General features: G+C 29.4%; 17 protein-coding genes. All 17 read left to right on the plus strand.

From position 1 onward, the window contains the following. Positions 1–16 precede the first annotated feature (16 nt). The 17 genes from fusA (at position 17) to EXC62_RS02830 (ending at position 19,366) form a co-directional block, all read left to right on the plus strand. Complete coding sequence (fusA, locus tag EXC62_RS02750; RefSeq protein WP_026390660.1) at positions 17–2,089, plus strand: elongation factor G; 2,073 nt, start codon at positions 17–19, stop codon at positions 2,087–2,089. An 86-nt stretch (positions 2,090–2,175) separates the two neighbouring features. Next, positions 2,176–3,360, plus strand: a complete 1,185-nt coding sequence (gene tuf, locus EXC62_RS02755; RefSeq protein WP_026390661.1) for an elongation factor Tu — start codon at positions 2,176–2,178, stop codon at positions 3,358–3,360. 126 nt (positions 3,361–3,486) lie between these two features. Next, the gene (locus EXC62_RS02760; RefSeq protein WP_026390662.1) at positions 3,487–4,248 is read left to right on the plus strand and encodes a TatD family hydrolase; all 762 of its coding nucleotides are present in this window, start codon (positions 3,487–3,489) and stop codon (positions 4,246–4,248) included. After that, positions 4,248–6,680, plus strand: a complete 2,433-nt coding sequence (locus EXC62_RS02765) for a trypsin-like peptidase domain-containing protein (RefSeq protein ID WP_026390663.1) — start codon at positions 4,248–4,250, stop codon at positions 6,678–6,680. The genes EXC62_RS02760 and EXC62_RS02765 overlap by 1 nt, the downstream gene beginning before the upstream one ends. Continuing rightward, positions 6,680–7,144: a CinA family protein gene (locus tag EXC62_RS02770; RefSeq protein WP_162140231.1), complete on the plus strand. Its 465-nt coding sequence runs from the start codon at positions 6,680–6,682 to the stop codon at positions 7,142–7,144. Before EXC62_RS02765 ends, EXC62_RS02770 begins: the two co-directional genes overlap by 1 nt. A gap of 218 nt (positions 7,145–7,362) precedes the next feature. Continuing rightward, positions 7,363–7,581 (plus strand): hypothetical protein, encoded by a 219-nt coding sequence (locus EXC62_RS02775; protein WP_162140232.1) that lies wholly within the window; start codon positions 7,363–7,365, stop codon positions 7,579–7,581. Beyond that, positions 7,578–8,444: a hypothetical protein gene (locus EXC62_RS02780; protein ID WP_026390664.1), complete on the plus strand. Its 867-nt coding sequence runs from the start codon at positions 7,578–7,580 to the stop codon at positions 8,442–8,444. Before EXC62_RS02775 ends, EXC62_RS02780 begins: the two co-directional genes overlap by 4 nt. A gap of 31 nt (positions 8,445–8,475) precedes the next feature. Continuing rightward, positions 8,476–8,940, plus strand: coding sequence for a hypothetical protein (locus EXC62_RS02785; protein WP_129747462.1), 465 nt, complete (start codon positions 8,476–8,478; stop codon positions 8,938–8,940). A 298-nt stretch (positions 8,941–9,238) separates the two neighbouring features. Beyond that, the gene (gene rpsF, locus EXC62_RS02790; RefSeq protein WP_035375764.1) at positions 9,239–9,529 is read left to right on the plus strand and encodes a 30S ribosomal protein S6; all 291 of its coding nucleotides are present in this window, start codon (positions 9,239–9,241) and stop codon (positions 9,527–9,529) included. A 1-nt stretch (position 9,530) separates the two neighbouring features. Continuing rightward, the gene (ssb, locus tag EXC62_RS02795; protein WP_026390667.1) at positions 9,531–9,947 is read left to right on the plus strand and encodes a single-stranded DNA-binding protein; all 417 of its coding nucleotides are present in this window, start codon (positions 9,531–9,533) and stop codon (positions 9,945–9,947) included. Positions 9,948–9,962: 15 nt separating this feature from the next. Next, positions 9,963–10,199 carry a 30S ribosomal protein S18 gene (rpsR, locus tag EXC62_RS02800; protein ID WP_026390668.1) on the plus strand — a complete coding sequence of 79 codons (237 nt, stop codon included), beginning with the start codon at positions 9,963–9,965 and terminating at the stop codon, positions 10,197–10,199. A 77-nt stretch (positions 10,200–10,276) separates the two neighbouring features. Then, positions 10,277–12,196: a M13-type metalloendopeptidase gene (locus EXC62_RS02805; RefSeq protein ID WP_052589926.1), complete on the plus strand. Its 1,920-nt coding sequence runs from the start codon at positions 10,277–10,279 to the stop codon at positions 12,194–12,196. Between the two features lie 122 nt (positions 12,197–12,318). Then, on the plus strand, positions 12,319–13,284 hold the full coding sequence (locus tag EXC62_RS02810; RefSeq protein WP_026390670.1) for a Gfo/Idh/MocA family protein: 966 nt from the start codon (positions 12,319–12,321) through the stop codon (positions 13,282–13,284). Positions 13,285–13,412: 128 nt separating this feature from the next. Further along, positions 13,413–15,863: a 50S ribosomal protein L9 gene (gene rplI, locus EXC62_RS02815; protein WP_052589928.1), complete on the plus strand. Its 2,451-nt coding sequence runs from the start codon at positions 13,413–13,415 to the stop codon at positions 15,861–15,863. A 1-nt stretch (position 15,864) separates the two neighbouring features. After that, complete coding sequence (dnaB, locus tag EXC62_RS02820; protein ID WP_035375765.1) at positions 15,865–17,220, plus strand: replicative DNA helicase; 1,356 nt, start codon at positions 15,865–15,867, stop codon at positions 17,218–17,220. Positions 17,221–17,253: 33 nt separating this feature from the next. After that, the gene (locus EXC62_RS02825) at positions 17,254–17,691 is read left to right on the plus strand and encodes a MepB family protein (RefSeq protein WP_162849130.1); all 438 of its coding nucleotides are present in this window, start codon (positions 17,254–17,256) and stop codon (positions 17,689–17,691) included. Positions 17,692–17,812: 121 nt separating this feature from the next. Beyond that, positions 17,813–19,366, plus strand: coding sequence for a zinc ribbon domain-containing protein (locus EXC62_RS02830; protein WP_026390673.1), 1,554 nt, complete (start codon positions 17,813–17,815; stop codon positions 19,364–19,366). Positions 19,367–19,654: the final 288 nt, after the last annotated feature.

Here is a 19,654-nt window from a genome sequence, read left to right on the forward strand (position 1 = left end):
GAAGGAGAAATGAAATATGCCACGTAGTATATCTTTAGAGAAAACTCGTAATATTGGGATTATGGCCCATATTGATGCGGGTAAAACAACAACTACAGAAAGAATCTTATACCATACAGGTAAAATCCACAAAATAGGGGAAACACATGATGGTGGTGCTCAAATGGACTGGATGGAACAAGAACAAGAACGAGGCATTACTATTACTTCAGCTGCTACAACCGCTTTTTGGCGTGATCATCGATTTAATATTATTGACACCCCAGGACACGTAGACTTTACTGTTGAAGTATCAAGATCATTACGTGTACTTGACGGTGCTGTTACAGTTCTAGATGCTCAAGCAGGTGTTGAGCCTCAAACTGAAACTGTATGGCGTCAAGCTACAGAGTATAAAGTTCCAAGAGTTGTTTTTGTTAATAAAATGGACAAAATCGGTGCTGATTTTGAACATGCAATCGGAACAATTCACAATCGTTTAGGCGCTAAAGCTAATGCAATTCAATTGCCAATTGGTGCTGAAAATGATTTTGATGGAATTATTGATCTAGTTGAAATGAAAGCTTATCATTTCGATGGTAATCCAGAAGAAACTTATAATGAAATTGAAATTCCAAGTCATTTAGTTGAAAAAGCTAACAAGATGCGAGTTGAACTTGTTGAAAGTGTAGCTGACTTTGATGAAGAATTAATGATGAGTTATTTAGAAGGTGAAATGCCTTCTGCTGAAAGATTAAAACAAGCAATTAGAAAAGCTACATTAACTGTTGAATTTTTCCCAGTATTATGTGGTTCAGCATTTAAAAACAAAGGTGTTAAATTTGTTCTTGATGCTGCAATTAACTACTTGCCTTCACCACTTGATATTCCACCAGTAGTTGGACACGACTCTGAAGGAAATGAAATAGTGAGAATTACATCTGATGATGAAGAATTTACTGCATTAGCATTTAAAGTTATGACTGACCCTTATGTTGGTAGATTAACATTCTTTAGAGTTTATGCTGGTACAGTTAAAGCTGGATCATATGTAAATAATGCAACAAAAGGTAAGAGAGAAAGATTTGGACGTATTCTACAAATGCACGCGAACACTCGTACTGAAATTGATGAAGTATTCGCTGGAGATATTGCTGCAGTTGTTGGATTGAAAGATACTACAACTGGAGATACATTAACTGATGAAAAAGATGATATTATCTTAGAATCAATGAATTTCCCTGAACCAGTTATTAACGTTGCTATCGAACCTAAAACAAAACAAGACCAAGACAGAATGGGGATTGCTTTATCTAAATTAGCTGAGGAAGATCCAACATTTAGAACTTATTCTGATAAAGAAACTGGTCAAACAATTATCGCTGGTATGGGTGAGTTACACTTAGATATTATTGTTGATAGAATGAGACGTGAATTTAAAGTTGAAGCAAATGTTTCAGCACCTCAAGTATCATATCGTGAAACAATCAGCAAAACTGCTGAAATTGAAGGTAAATTCGTTCGTCAATCAGGTGGACGTGGACAATACGGCCACGTTTGGATTAAGTTTGAACCAAATCCAGGTAAAGGCTTTGAATTTGTTGACAAAATTGTTGGTGGGGTTGTTCCAAGAGAATATATTCCAGCAGTAGGTAAAGGACTTGATGAAGCGTTAGAACAAGGTATTGTTGCAGGATATCCTGTAATTGATATTAAGGCTACATTATTTGATGGTTCATACCATGATGTCGATTCATCTGAAATGGCATTTAAAATTGCTGCATCAATGGCGTTAAAAGAAACTAAAAATGTTGGTGGTCCTGTAATCTTAGAACCAATCATGGACGTTGAAGTAGTAACTCCAAATGACTATGTTGGTAACGTGATTGGAGACTTAACTGCTCGTCGTGGTCGTTTAAGTAGCCAAGAAGGTAGAGGGAACGCTGTTGCTATTAGAGCTACTGTGCCTTTATCAGAAATGTTTGGATATGCAACTGCATTACGTTCAAATACACAAGGACGTGCTACATCAGGAATGCAATTCTCACATTATGAACCAACACCTAAATCAATCGCTGAAGAAATCATAAAAAAACGTAGCGGTAATTAATTGTTGCAAAATAAGACAATATATTATAAAATAATAGATGGACATATATAATAAAAATAAAAACCTAAAATAGGAGGAAAATAAAAATGGCAAAACAAAAATTTGAAAGAACTAAACCACATGTTAACGTTGGAACAATTGGCCACGTTGACCACGGTAAAACAACTTTAACAGCTGCAATCACATCAGTATTATCTGAAAAAGGATATGCACAAAAACAAGATTATGCTGCAATCGATAAAGCACCAGAAGAAAGAGAACGTGGTATTACTATTAATACTTCACACGTTGAATATGAAACAGATAAACGCCACTACGCTCACGTAGACTGCCCAGGACATGCTGACTATGTTAAAAACATGATCACAGGTGCTGCACAAATGGATGGTGGTATCTTAGTAGTTTCTGCTGCAGACGGCCCTATGCCTCAAACAAGAGAACACATCTTACTTGCTCGTCAAGTTGGGGTACCTAAATTAGTTGTATTCTTAAACAAATGTGACTTAGTTGATGATGAAGAATTATTAGACTTAGTTGAAATGGAAGTTCGTGAATTATTAAGCGAATATGATTTCCCAGGCGATGACATTCCTGTTATCCGTGGATCAGCTTTCCAAGCTTTACAAGGTGACGCTAAATGGACTGGAAAAATCTTAGAATTAATGGATGCTGTTGACTCATATATCGATAACCCAGTTAGAGATACTGACAAACCATTCTTAATGCCAGTTGAAGACGTGTTTACAATTACAGGACGTGGAACAGTTGCTACTGGACGTGTTGAACGTGGACAAGTTAAAGTTGGTGATGCTGTTGATATCATCGGTATTAAAGATACTAAAGGAACAACAGTTACAGGTGTTGAAATGTTTAGAAAATTATTAGACTATGCAGAAGCTGGAGACAACATTGGAGCATTATTACGTGGTGTTTCTCGTGATGACGTTGAACGTGGACAAGTATTAGCTAAACCTAAAACAGTTAACCCACATACTAATTTCGAAGCACAAGTTTACGTATTATCAAAAGAAGAAGGTGGACGTCATACTGCATTCTTCTCAAACTATCGTCCTCAATTCTATTTCAGAACTACTGACGTTACAGGTGTTGTAACTTTACCAGAAGGAACTGAAATGGTTATGCCAGGAGACAATACTGTATTAAACGTAGAATTAATTCACCCAATCGCAATCGAAGAAGGAACTAAGTTCTCAATTCGTGAAGGTGGACGTACAGTTGGTGCAGGTTCAGTTGTTAAGATTTTAAAATAATTAATAAATAATTATAAATTTAGATGCCTAAGAAATTAGGCATTTATTTTTTTAGGCTTTATTAACCAAAAAAACAATAAAAAAGGGTATAATAAATATAATAATTATTAATATGGAAGTGATTGTATGATAGATACACATGCTCATCTGAATGTTTCGGAGTATAATGATGATGTTAATGATGTAGTTAAAAGAGCAAAAGAGAATCAAGTTAAAAAAATTATCGTTGTTGGAATGGATCATGAAACAAGTTTAAAAGCGATTGAACTTTCTACAAAATATCAAGAATTATACGCAACTGTAGGAATTCATCCGGGTTATGTTAATGATTCTGATCATATGAAGCTAAATGGGCTTTATAATAATAAAAAAGTTATTGCTGTTGGTGAAATTGGTCTAGATTATTATTGGACTGATGACAATAGAGAATTACAAGAAAAGATTTTTGAAGAACAAATTCAAAAAGCAATTTTATTAAATCTTCCTGTTATTATTCATACAAGAAATTCATTTAATGAAGCATATGAAATAGTTAAAAAATATCAAGGCAAAGTAAGAGGCGTTTTTCATTGCTTTAGTAGTAATTATATTGATGCCTTAAAAGCGATTGAATTAGGATTCTTCATAGGTGTAGATGGGCCTATAACATTTAAAAATAACCAAATGTTAGTTGAAATTGTTCAAAATATTCCGTTAGAAAATCTGTTGATAGAGACAGATAGTCCATATTTAACACCAATTCCTTTTAGAGGTAAGCGAAATGAACCTGCAAATGTTTATTATGTTGCGCAAAAAATTGCTGAAATAAAAAATATAAGTTTTGATGAAGTAAAAAAAGTAACAACAAATAATGCAGTTAAACTATTTAATTTGAGAGGTGACAAATAATGAAAAAGAAAATATTTATAGTTATAAGTATACTACTTTTAGTAATAACTTTGGTATCTTGTAAAAGTTTATTAGGGGGTAATACTGCTAAATATTCTAGTAATGATGATTATGAGAAACTAGTTATTAATAACGCGGATAAAATTAATTCTACAACAGTTTCTTTAATAAACTCTGATAATGAAAATTCTGCAATTGGATCGGCAGTTGTTTATAAAAAAGATAAAGGATTAACAAAAGATACTTTTTATGCTATTACATCAGCAAATATAATTATTGAAAACGGAAAAAAATTACGTGTCTTAACTTCAAGAGCCTCAACATCTGAGGTTGTAACTAGTTATACATATAACGAAGAATATGGAATTGGTCTAATTGAATTTAAATCTAATTTCAAATTAAATGTTGCTGAGATTAGTGATGCATCAAAACTATCAAAAGTTGAGATTGGCCAAACGATAACTTCAATTGGAACAACAGCAAACCTAGATAACTTTAATACATTTAAAACAGGGATTGTAACTAATCTAGTTTCATACAATAATCTTCAAGATTATGCATTTACTCATGATGCTGCTAATAATGCTGGAGAATTAGGATCAGGTGTTTTTAACTTAGAAGGTAAGTTGATTGGTATAAATATTGAAAAGAAATATTATAAAACTAAACTTCTAAATGGTACATATAATGTTTTAGGACTTAATACAGCTGTTAAGATTGATCGAATTGCAAATTCATTAGATAGTTTAAAAATTGATGAACAATCTGTTGAATTACCAAATAGCTTCTTTGAATCAAATAATAATGAGTATAAAGAAACAAATTATAGTTCATATGAAAAAGCAATAATTGAAGTTAATAAAAAAGTAAGTCCTAGTATTGCAACAATTGTCCAAGGTGTGGAATATGCTACTGGACTAGTATACAAAAAAAATAATAATACATACTCTATTTTGACTAAAAAGTTTGAATCAACAATTGGTATGATAATAAGTGTTAATGGAAAAGAGTATAGCAATCTTAACCTTATTAATATTAATGATAAAATATCTGTTATTGAATTAAATACTGCTGATGATATTTTAGTTTATAATAGTACAGTAATTAATTCTAGCAAAGGGATAGAACTTGTTAACGGTCAAAAGATTCTAACTGTTGGAACAATTGATTCAAGATATGTAAATAGTTTGAATCAAGGAACTTTGTCTAAAAATGATTTTACAAATCAAATATTTATGCATGATGGTAAATTTAATTTAGGACAAGAAGGTGCTCCAATCTTTAACTTAAATGGTGAATTATTAGGGATTAATCTATACAAAGAAAATACCGTGACAACATCTGAAGGAGAAATAGTTGCTGAAGGATTAGGTTATGCATACAATATTAATTATTTGGTTCCTGAATTATTAAATCTTGAGAATGAGTTAGAAATTACAAATCTTTATCAATCAAATGTTGATTATGAAAAGAAAATAATTGATGTTGTTAATAAGGCATATGATTCAACAGTTACTGTTTCAACTGAAACAGGACATGGTTCTGGAATAATCTTTAAGAAAGAAGTAGTAAATAACGTTAATAGATATTACGTTTTAACGAACGAACATGTTGTTGAGAAAGCAAAAAATATTTCAATATCTTTCAATGGTAAAAACAACTATATTACTGCCCTTGATTATCAAACAACTACATTATATGATATGTCTATTGTAAGATTTGAATCAGTAAATGATTATCAAGTTTATAACTCGAAAGTTATTAATAATGATGAAAATATTGGATATTCTATAGGTCAAACTGCGATTGCTATTGGTACACCAATGAGTGATTCATTAAATGGTTATGTAACAGTTGGTAGTTTATCGACAACTGAAAAACAGTATAGAACAGTATCTAAACTTGGACTTATTCAAGATGTTGCTATTAATCCTGGTAATAGTGGTGGTCCATTATTTAACCTTAATGGCGAGTTGATGGGATTAAATGTTTCGAAATTATTAACATATGATACTTCTAAAGGAAGATTGTTTGCTGAGAGAGTTGGGACAAGTCTAAATATAAATGTTTTAAAAACACAAGTGAATTATAGTACATATTTAACAATGACTAAAACTCCAAAACTTGGTGTAAAAATTAGTCAAGTAGAAACATTAATTACTAATAAAACATTAAGTGAAGATGAAATGAATAAAATAGCTAGACATACTGATGGATTAGTTGTTGTTGGAACTGATGAGGCACGTGGATCATATAATCAATTACTTGAATATGATTTAATTATTGCTGCTGAAGGTAGAACTGTTAGAACACAAAATGATCTTGTAAATATTGTTTCAAATATGGTTTTTGGTCAAGAATATAGTGTGAAAGTATTAAGAAATGTTAATAACAAAACTCAAGAAATTACTGTCAAGGTCGTTATAAAATAATGATTCAAATAATTGAAAGTTTGAAAGAAAAACATTTGAAGATTGCTTTTGCTGAAAGTATGACTGGTGGATATTTAAGCGAATGTATTACTAGACATAATGGAGCAAGTCGTATCTTTAGTGGATCAATTGTTGCTTATACAAAAGATATGAAAATAAATATCTTAAAAGTAAAATCAAAAACTATTGATGAAAAAACAGTTATAAGTAATGAAGTTGCTACAGAAATGGTTTTAGGTTTAAAGAAGTTAATAGAAGCAGATATTTACATAAGTGTTACTGGTAATGCAGGTCCTACATATGATATTGGAACAAATAAATTTGAGTGTTATATTGGTTATTTATTTTTAGATGAATTTAAAATTATTCATCATATATTTGAGAATAATGATAGATTAGCTAATATTAAAAAAGTTGAAAAACTTATTGAAGAAGAAATAAAGAAAAGTCTAAGTATTTTGTGATAAACAGTGAATTTTAGGAAGTCTTGACTTTGAAGATTCGTATGATATAATATGGCTGAGATACAAAATAAAAAATAAAAGGAGAATTGATTATGAAAAAAGTATTTTTATTATTTTTTGCTTCAGTCGTTTTTATATTTTGTTCGGGATTCACGGTTCCAAACCATTTGTTAGAAAATGGTACTGCATATTAATCAGCCATGTGGATAAATGATAATTTGCCTGAAATCAGTAAAGCTGCTAATGAAGAAGGGTATGATATCTCTATTGAGACTTGTGTCATGCAGCCAATTTTAATTCATACAGAAAATGGTACTGAAGAAGGATATTTTATTGATTTTAATGATGACAACGGATATATTGTTGTAGGTGATAAACTTACAATATATGATTTGGTTTTTTTGCGGAACAATCGGTTGCCAAAGATGAGATATTGAAAGATTTTGAATACGATATTCATAATGGATATAATTATTATGGTAAAGAGTTGACAGATAATTCTGTAATTAACAATATCGAAATGGAAAAAATATCAAAATATGATGGTACAAATAGTGGTGGTTATATTACAGATTTACCGAAATATGTTGCCGATAGATATGGAAAGGAATATAAATTAAATGTCAGTAAGAGGGTAACTAATATGGATGGAGAACTCCAAACTGATAATTCAATTTATTATGAATCTAAAAACGGTTTTAGTTACTCTGAAGGTAATTGTGGATTGATATCAGCATTTAATTATCTCAAATATATGTATAATAACAGAGGTTTTAGCCGTATACCATATTCAAGTAAGATAAAATATGATGCTTCAATATTGGAACCGAAAATATATGATAAAAAACTTAAGGATTCAAATTATACTGTCAGAAATAATAAGAATATATCAAAGGCATTATCGGATATTAGACAGGAAGCTTATAGGATTAATGGTGGACCTGAAGGACTTACCGTTTGGGAATCTAGAAAATTACTTGATTACGCTATGAAAGAATATGGATATTCTACTAGATTCAAGGTTATAGAAATTTGGGACTATAATACAGTTACAAGTAGAATTGACAAAGGTCAAGGTTTATTATGGAGTGTTTTTGGGCACCAAACATACGGATCACATACGATGTTTGTGTCTGGATATAATACATATGTCAAAACAGGGAAATTTTTATGGTGGACAACTTATTCGTATAAAGAATTCTTCATATTAAAGGATGGACATTATAAGACAGATAAGTTTTATGATTTTAATGGCTTTAATGGTGGCGTGGTAGTAGGAGGATTTGTTGTTGAAAAATAATTTAAAAAAATCGCTTTTTTGTGTTTTGCTCATGTCAGCATTTATGCTAAGTTCGTGTAATAAGCCTCATAGGGTCAAGACTTATGGTATCAACGAAAAAGTTTTATTTATTGATGGGTTTCTGGATGGCAATATTCAAATGATTGAAGCAACAACTAATAATGAAATCACATATGTAGTATTCAGTTTAGAATTAATGGTTGAATCAACATTCAATGAAATTTTTTCAAATTTAGACATAACCATTAACCAGAAGGGATTCCAACTTAGATCGCATAAGTTAGATCAAAATGAAACCGTACTTCATAGTGATAGATTTCAAGTGATTATTGGTGATGATAATATAAGTTTAGCTGATTTGGATGATATTAGTTTTGCTACAGGAACTACAATAGTCAAATTCACTTGGAATAATATGGATTATAGTGATGAAAAAATCGACAAATGTTACTTTACAATTATCGGTTCCCTTCAAGCCAATTTTCAAGTTGTCTAGAAGATAAATTATCAGATTTATTATAGAATTATATAAAAAATGGATACTTCAAATTGAGGTATCCGTTTTTAAAAAGTTTCTAAAGAGTATTTTAATAAGCTCTTTAATTTTGCTAATATAAATATTAAACATAAGCAAAATAAATGATACGAATTTATTATCATAGTATAACCACACAAACTCTAAGTATTTTGTGATAAATGTTTGTATATACACAATTATTGTGTTATAATAACAAAGGCATATAAATATGTCCTTGTCTTGCAAAAGACCAATAGACCAGAAGGAGGAAGAAATAATGAAAAAGAAATACGAAGTAATGTATATTATTCGCCCAAACGTTGAGAGTGAAGGGGTTAAACAAATCGTTGACCGTTTTAACAATGTTTTCACATCACACGAAAGTGACGTAGTAGAACTTAAAGAAATTGGGTTAAAAGATCTTGCTTACGAAATAGATCATCATAAAAAAGGTTATTATGTTTGGCTTTTAGTTAATGCAACAACTGAAGCTATTACAGAATTTAACCGCCTTGTTCGTATCAATGAACAAGTTCTTCGTTTTATTGTAGTAAAAGAAGGAGAGTAAAATGATTAATAATGTTGTTTTAGTCGGGAGACTTACAAAAGATCCAGAGTTAAAAGTGACACAATCAAATACTCCATTTGTTAATTTCACTGTTGCAGTAAATAGAACATTTACTGATCAAACAGGAGAAAGACAAGCAGATTTCATTAATTGCATTGTATGGCGTAAACAAGCTGAAAATTTAGCACGTTATATGCGACAAGGATCTTTAGTTGGAATTCAAGGTCGAATTCAAACTAGAACTTTTGAAGGAGAACAAGGTACTCGTTATATAACTGAAGTAGTTTGTGATTCAATTCAATTTTTAGAAACTAAAGGTTCACAATCAGATAATAATACTAACAATAACAATGATGTTAATGATGAATATTATGAAACTAGTAAGAAACTAGTTGCAGAAGAAGATTTACCATTTTAAGGAGGAAAAACTAACATGCAACAACAAAAGCGTGGAGGCTTCAAAAGACGTCGCAAGGTATGCTACTTTACACAAAATAAATTTACTCACATCGATTTCAAAGATGCTGATTTATTAAGACGTTTCATTAACGAAAGAGGTAAGATTTTACCAAGAAGAGTTACTGGAACAAGTGCTAAATGGCAAAGACAATTAGCAATAGCTATTAAAAGAGCACGTCATATGGCCTTATTACCATTCGTAAACGAATAAAAAAAATTTAAAACCACATTTTTTGTGGTTTTTTTGTTATAATATAGGAAATTTATTAAAAGAAGGTGTTTAACATAATGAGTAAAGTAAGATTAGAAGATGATTTTTATTTATATGAAAATCAAGGATGGTTAGACGAAGCAGTAATTCCAGATGATAAACCATTAACTGGATCTTTTGTTGAGATTATGATTGAAAACGAAAAGAAACTTATGAATGATTTGAAAGAATTCGCTTTAAATGGAGTTGATCAAAAAGTCTACAATGATAAACTTTTTGATGTTTTTATTAAGCTATATAAAAAAGCTATTAATAAAGAGCAACGTGATAAAGAAGGAAATGCTATAATCAAAGAATATGTTAATAAGATATTAAAAGTAAATGATTATAAATCATTTCAAGAATTAATTATTGAGTTTATTAAAGTTGGTTTTCCAAGTTTTCTATCATTAGGTATTCAAAGTGATATGAAAAATGCCTCAATAAATACTTTATATCTTGGAACACCAGGAATTATTTTACCAGATAAAGGATATTATGATGAAAGTAATCCTGCTTTTAAAACTGGAGAAATGTTAATTGCTAAGTATAAAGAAGTACTTAATAGATTGTTTGATTTAGTAGAAATTAAAGATGGAGATAAAATATTAAATCAAGCATTAGAGTTTGATAAATTATTAGTTCCAATTACGAAAACATCAGAAGAAAAATCTGATTATGTTAAATCTTATAATCCTTATGAGTTAGAAAAATTAACTCGTAGTACAAAACTGATTTCGCTAGAAAAAATAATTGAATCACTTATAAGTGTTGAAGTTAAAGAAGTCATTGTTACTAATCCAAAGTTTATTGATAACTTAAATGATTTAATTGAAGGTAATTTAGAATTGATTAAAGGATGGCTTGTTAGTAAACTAGTATTTACATTAGCGGTAAGTGGTTTTGGAACTGACGAATTAAGACTTATAGGATCTGAATATAGCCTACTTTTAACAGGACAAAAAGAAGCAACAAACTTTGATAAGTTTACATTTAATTCATTATCAGGAGAATTTGGTGATGTTGTAGGTCTTTATTTTGGGAAAAGATATTTTGGAGAAAAGGCTAAAAAAGATGTTGAGTCAATGGTCCAAGAATTTATAGATGTATATAAAAAGAGATTAAGTAATATTGATTGGCTTTCAAAAGAAACAGTTGATAAAGCTTTGGTTAAGCTATCAAAGATTACTGCAATGATTGGTTATCCAGATAAGGTTAATCCTATATATGAAAGATTTGTTTTAAAAGAAGAACTTTCATTTGCTGAAAATATGATTGAATTCTATAAGGTTCAAATTGAACACGAGTTTTCTAAGTATGGAAAAGAAGTTGATAAAAAGATTTGGCATATGGGTGCACATGTCGTTAATGCGTATTATGAACCAATGAATAATCAAATTGTTTTTCCAGCAGGAATTTTACAACCTCCGTTTTATTCTTATAATCAAACTAAGGGAGAAAATTATGGTGGAATTGGTGCAGTTATTGCACATGAAATAACTCATGCTTTTGATACTAATGGAGCAAGAATTGATGAATTTGGTAATATTAATAATTGGTGGAAAGAAGAAGACTTCGAAGCATTTAATAAGCGTTCAGAAGCGATGGTACAATTATTTGATGGCTTAGAAGTTCCAGGTTCAAATGCAAAATGTAACGGTAAATTAACAGTTACTGAGAATATTGCTGATGCTGCAGGTTTATCATGTGCTTATGAAGCTGGAATTAAGCATAAAGAATTCGTTCCAAGTGACTTTTTCAAAGGATGGGCACACATTTGGAGATTTAAAGCAAATCCTTCATACATTGAATTGTTAGCTAATATTGATGTTCATTCACCTGGCTACTTAAGAGGACTTGTTCAATTGAAGAATTTTAAACCTTTTAGTGATTATTACAAAATAAAAGCAACAGATGGAATGTATATACCGAAGGATAAGCAAGTATCAATATGGTAAGATAAAATTATAAAAGTAGATTTAGTATGAGAAGATTGAGATTCTAAACTAAATCTATTTTTTTAAACAAATAATATATTCCTTGTGAATGATTAAGAGTATAAAAAGGATGGGTAGTACTTATGAAAAAAATAAGATGGGCAATTTGTGGTCTTGGAACAATTAGTAAGAAATTTTTAAAAGCAATCAAACTTACTGAAGGAAATGAAGTGGTAGCATGTGCTTCATCAGATAAAGCTCGTGCTGAAAAATATGCAAAAAAATACGGTATAAAGATTTTTGGTACTTATGAAGAGATTGCATCTTCAGGAGAAATAGATGCAGTTTATATTTGTAATAATATTAGTGATCATTATCGATGTTCAAAACTGTTTTTAAGTCATAATGTAGCGGTTTTATGTGAAAAAGCTTTTACTCAAAATGTTCATGAAGCTAAATCTTTAATAGCATATGCTAATGAAAAAAATACACTGATTATGGAAGCAATGTGGACTAAGTTTTTGCCAACAACACAAAAAATTATATCAATTATAGAATCAAAACAACTAGGAAGTATTATTGAAATAAATGGGGCGTTTCACGTTGATAAAAGATTTGATAAAAAGAGTCGTAGTTTTGATAATGTAAGAGGTGGAGGTTCTGTACTTGATCTCGCTGTTTATTTAGTTTCCTATTCGCAGTTTTTATTAGGAATGCCAAAGGAGATAACAGTAAATGGAAAAGTAAAAAATGGTGTTGATTTAAAATGTGATGTTTCAATGTACTACGAAAGTGCTATTGCAAAGTTTACAACATCAAGTGTTAATTTTTTTAAGATGTATCTAAAGATTATATGTGAACAGGGAACTATAGATGTTCCGATGTTTATGCAAGCAAATCATTTTACTGTTAAACAAGGAAAAAAAGTAGAAAAATATAAGTATAAGTTTAAGAATGGATTTCAATATGAGATACTTCATTTTAGTGATTTAGTGAGATTTAATAAAAAAGATAGTGATGTTAGATCAAATAAAGAAACAATAGATGTAATGGAAATTCTTACTTCAATTAATAATAAGTTAGGTGTTTCATTTAAAATGAAAGAATAATGCCAAAAAATTTATTTTTTTCTTTTTCTAAATCAGTTGTTTACGATATGAATGTTAACAAAATTATGATAAAATAATAACGAGGAATAATCTTTAATAATTAAGGATTTGAAAGGCTGTTTGATAATATGAAGAAGTTTTTACCTATTTTAATATCAATATTAGTATTTATTTTAACAATTGTCTTTTTTTATACGCCACTACAACAAGTTTTTAAAACTGATATGAGAGCATTTGTTGGGTTTATTTTAGTGTTTGTTGCTGATATCATGCTTACCGTAGTTATATTTTTATATGTGAACTATAATCAAAGAAGACGAATAAACAAACTTAAAGAACGATTAAAAATGTGGACCGATTTATCTTTATATGTAAACAAAGCTGGTGATGAAGTTTTTAATGAACTTCCAATAGGTGTAATTATTTATGATAAAGATTTTGAGATTAAGTGGACAAATCCATATACACTGGAAATATTTAATACTAAAAAATTAGTTGATGAAGATATAAAAACGATTAGTGAGAAACTTCAAGTTATTGTTGAATCAAAAAAATCAAAAGGAATAATTGAAATAAATAGTGAGTTATATGATGTTATTAATCGAAGTGAAGAACATTTTATTTATTTATTCAATGTTACAGAACGTGAAAGAATAAAGAGTAAGTACAATAATCAATTGCCAGCAATGGGAATAATTTATTTTGATAATTATGAAGAATCTTTAGGTAACTTGGATGTTTCCCTACAATCAAGTATTAAGGGAGAATATTTAGCTGCAATTGATGATTGGTTAACTAAATATGACGGATATTTAAAACCTTATACAGGTGATAGAATTATTTTTATGGTGTATCGAAAAGATTTAAGTCGAATGATTATTGATAAATTTGATATTCTTGAAAAAATCCGTTCAATTTCAAGTAAAAATAATGTTAGAGTAACATTATCAATTGGTGTTGCATCATGGGATGTTAATTATGATGATTTAGGAACATACGCTCAAAATGCAATAGATTTAGCTGAAAAGCGTGGTGGAGATCAAGCAGTAGTAAATATTCAAAATCAAAAAATTGAGTATTTTGGAGCTAAAAGTGATGCATCTGCAAAAAGTTCAAAAGTTGGAGCTCGTGTTAATGCCCAGACTTTAAAAGAATATATCAAGAAAGCTAGTCAAATTTTTATTATGGGTCATGATCAAACGGATTTAGATTCATTTGGTTCAATGTTAGCTGTTTATTATATGGCAAAAATAGATAACAAGAAAGTTTATAAGCTATATGATGAAGACAAACTTGATATGACTGTTAAAAAGGTTTTAAAAGAGATTAAGACTGTTGATCCAAAGCATACAGTATTTGAGAATGTGATTGATACTAACAAAGCTTTAGAGATTAATGATGAAGAAACATTAGTGATTATTGTTGATACACAATCACCAAAGATAGTCATAAGTAAAGAAGTTTTAGAAGCATCTAAAAAAGTAATAGTTATTGATCATCATAGAGTTGGTGATGATGGCTTTGATTCAATCTTCTCATATATTGAACCGTATGCATCATCAACAATTGAACTTGTTATGGAATTAATATCATTTTATGATGAAAGCATAAAGTTTACTAATTTAGAAGCAAGCATTATGTATGGTGGTTTAGTACTTGATACTAATAATTTTACAACTAGAACCGGTGTGAGAACATTTGAAGTTGCTTATAAACTTAGAGAGTTAGAAGCTGATCCAGAGTTAGTTAAATCATGGTTAAGAAAAGATTTAGACAGAACTTTAGGTATTAATAAGTTATTAAGTACAGCAAAAGTTTATTTAAGTAGATTTGTTTTTATGATTTCAAATGAAGAGCAGGAAGATCGAGTTATTTTAGCACAAACTTCAGAAGAAGCATTATCAATTGAGGGAGTAGATGCTGCATTTACGATTGCTCCTGTTAATGGTGTTCCATCAGTTAGTGCAAGATCAATTAGTGGTATTAATGTTCAATTAGTTATGGAACACATTGGCGGTGGAGGTCATATTAATAGTGCTGCTGCACAAATTAAAGATAAGACCGTTGATGAGGTTTATAAAGAAATAAAAGAGTTCTTAGATATGGAATATGGTACGGAGGGTGAAGAAATGGATATAATTTTATTAGAAGATGTAAAAGGTCGTGGAAAGAAAGACGATGTAATAAAAGTAGCTTCAGGATATGCTAATTTCCTTATTAAACAAGGAAAAGCAATACTTGCTAATGATGAGAATGTTAGAATTTTAAGAGATGCGCAAGCAGAAGAAAAAAGAAAAAATGATGAGCATCTAGAATTAATGAAAAAATTAAAAGCAGATATTGAATCAAAAAGTGTTACAATTGAAATTCAAAAAGGTAAAGATGGTAAATTATTTGGAAGTGTTACTTCAAAAGGAATTGCAGAAGAGTTTGAAAAACAAAATGGAATTTTAATTGATCGTAAAAAGATTGACTTACCAGCCGAAATTAATTCAGCAGGAATTTATACGGCAATTGTTAGCCTACATAGAGATGTAAAAGCAAATATTGAAATAAATGTAATTGAAAAGCAGGGATAATATGTCTAAAGCATTACCACATCATTTAGTTGCAGAACAATCAGTTTTAGGATCTGTATTTTTAGATCCTAAAAAAATAGTTCATGTAATAGATAAATTAACAATTGAAGATTTTTTTGATTTAAAACATCAATTAATATACCAAGCAATGATTCAAGTAAATAGTGATGATTTAAGTATTGATTATACTAGTGTTATGGCAAAACTTGAACAAGCGAAAAACCTCGGTAAAGCAGGAGGTTTAGAATATCTCTTAGAATTGTCTGATTTTGTTCCATCAACAACTCATCTTGATTCACATATTGATTTAGTAATTGACGGATCACTAAAGCGTCAAGTAATTGATGTCAGCAGTAATATTTTGAAATCAGGTTATGAAGAAGATATTGATGCAAATGAATATATTGCAAAAGCAGAAGAACAAATCTTCCAAATTGCTCAAAAACGTAAAACTAGTGAATTTTCACATATCGCTAAAGTTATTGAGGAAGTTCGAGAAAAAATCGAGAATAACAAAAATAATAAAGGCGGAATTACCGGTTTAAAAACAGGATTTACACATTTGGATCGTGTTACAGCAGGTCTTCAACCTGAAGAATTACTGATACTTGCTGCAAGACCATCAATGGGTAAGAGTGCTTTTGCACTTAATCTAGCATTGAACATTGCTAAAAGAAATCGTGATTCAAAAGCATGGGTAGCGATATTCAGTTTAGAAATGAGTAACGATCAATTAGCAACAAGAATGTTAAGTTCTGAAGCAGATATTGATGCTGGAAGATTAAAGTCCGGAAATCTTGATGGTAAAGACTGGGCTAATTTAACAGCAGGGAAAATGGTTTTAGAAAATTTAAATATTGTTTTTGATGATTCAGCAGCAGTTTCTGTCTCTGACATTAGAGCAAAATGCCGTAAACTTAGCCAAGAAGGTAAACTTGATTTCGTAATTATTGACTATTTACAGTTAATTAAAGGTGAATCTAAAAATGGAAATAGACAAGAAGAAGTTGCAAAGATTTCTCGTAGTTTAAAGCAAATGGCGAGAGAATTAAAAATTCCAGTTTTAGCTTTATCACAATTATCTCGTGCTGTTGAAACAAGAGATGACAAACGTCCTGTTCTTGCGGATTTACGTGAATCAGGAAGTATTGAACAAGATGCCGATATTGTTCTATTCTTATTTAGACAAGACTATTATGAACGTGATCCAGAAAAGAAAACTGGGGATGTTGATTTAGGTATTGCGAAAAATAGACAGGGGCAATCAGGAATTGATTTACACTTTAAATTTGATCCAGCGTACTCAAGATTTACAACCAAAGAAGAACGCGATGATGATTATACTACAAGAGACTAGTTATATACTAGTCTTTATTTTTAGGAGAACATAATGAAATCAATCGAAATAATTAAAAATGTATTTAGTGACTATAAGTTATTGTTTAATGAGAATAACAATAGCGATTATGAAGGGTTTGTTTTTGAATCATTAAATAGAACATATCGTTCGAGGTTATGTAAAAAAACACCGAAAAAAGTTGGATACTTTGTTGCAATTTGGGAAAAAGATAGTAATAATAAAAATACTGCATTTAGTTCAGAGGATAATGTTGATGCATACATCATTAATATTATCGATGAAAATAGAAAAGGATATTTTTTGTTTCCAAAAGATATTTTAATTAGTAAAAAAATATTAAAAGATAAAAATCAAAATGGTAAAATGGCATTTAGAGTATATCCTAGTTGGATAAATGAACTAAATGATACAGCTAAAAAAACTAAAGAATGGCAAAATAAGTATTTCATTGATTTAAGTAATAATTGAAACGTTTAGTATCGCTAGAATGAACAAGATAGGTTTTAATATATAGGTGAAAATGATATAATTAATACAATTAATCAAACTTGTAAAGGGGAAAAAGATTTTAATAATCTTGATAGTGAGTATGAATTGTAGAAAATGTTTAAAAGAAACTCCTGATGAATCAAAGTTTTGTATACATTGCGGAGAAAGTACTGAAGAAAAAATAGTTACATGTCCTAATTGTAGCGAAACTATTGTTGAAGGTGCTATGTATTGTCATTCGTGTGGGGTAAAAGTTAAGGAATATAATCATTCAGTAGAGAGAAGAGATTTAAAGAAAAAAAGAAATTACTTTGTTAGTGCTAAAAAATATATCATAGGATCATTAAGTATATTACTAAGTATATTATTAGTAATTAGTCTTTTTGTTTCAAATGGAAATGCAAAAATAAATAATAATTCAACTACGATATCTGGGAATGATAAAGTGGAGATTAATTATAATTTTATTAAGAATATTTCTGGTATTAAGTACTTGTTTATGGAAAAAACAATGAGTGAGCTTACAATCGAAATGAATGAGTATGCATCAGAAATTGCAGATAAGTATGATCTTGACCAATCAAATGTTAGTGATCAAAAAAAACTTAGCGAATTAATGATTAAAAAATTCAATCCTGCTATAATATATTCTATTAATGAGTATTCGGAAATAACAACAATCCAAAAAGTATTTTTTATAATACTAGTTATTACACAACTTCTAACAGTTATTTTAATTCCATTTTTATTAATATATGGCATTTTGATTATGTTTGGTAAAGATAAAAAGTTCTTTAAAGTTAATGATGTCCTTCAGTATCTAACATTTGTTGGATTAGGATTAGTATTTATTGCAAATCAATTATATGTTTCATCCAATAGATATGTTGTTTCTTCAAGTACATTGGTATTGTTCATTATTGGTTTGATAAGTGTTTTTTCGTACAAACTAGTTGATTTAATTTTATCAAAAAGAATTAATTTTAAAGGGCTTATTAAAACTAGTGTTTCGGTTATTTTTTCAATTACAGTATTTATTTTAGTTGTTAATTCAGGAATTAGATATAATTATCAAAGTAAGCCAAATAGTGGAATAAAAAAAAGTATTGCAATTACTGAGACAGCAAAAAGTTTTACAGGTACTATGGATAAGTTAGTGCCAGGACAAAAACTTAATATAAAGAGTGAAGAATTAAAGCAAAGTTTCTTTCAAATTATTGAATATTCACCTAATTCAAGAACAACAAAAGATTTATTACATTTAATGGATAGTAACACTTGGGCAATTGTAGATGAGACTGGTAGTGATATGGATGTTCTTGTAACACTTACAAGTATTATTTCTATTACGACATTTATTGTTTTAGCGACTATTGTATTAATTGTTATGTTAAGATTTATCTATCAACCAGAAAAGAAAAGTAAATCTTTATTATCACTTCAGATTATAAGTTTGATGCTTATTATTGCTCAAATAGTATTATTAATTATTACCTCTATGACAATGAATCAGTATTTTGGATTCTTTGATTTAGATAGAGGGACTAGAACATTATATACATCAGTTAGTATCGCTCAATATTTTGGATTAGTAATTACAATTGGATTTCTAGTGTTTAATATAGTATATAAAGATAAAAGAAAAAATTATTAATAAGAGTATTCAAGATAAGCTAGAATATATAAAACTAAAAGTTGATACCTATGTTAGTAGATGACTATTGCGTTCAATGATAAGAATAGAGTTAGAGAATAAATGAATACAAAACAAGTATAGTTTGAAATATAACAATGCTTGTTTTTTTTACTAGACAATATAAGAATCTTTATTGAGTAGAAGAAGTAATATCAACAAAAGGATTATTCTCAGAAAATTTAGCGATATAGTTATAAAAATAACGACTAATTTTTTAATAAACTATAATAGAATTAAATAGTATGT

The organism is Haploplasma axanthum, assembly GCF_900660745.1.
GTDB classification, from domain to species: Bacteria; Bacillota_I; Bacilli_A; order Acholeplasmatales; family Acholeplasmataceae; genus Haploplasma; species Haploplasma axanthum.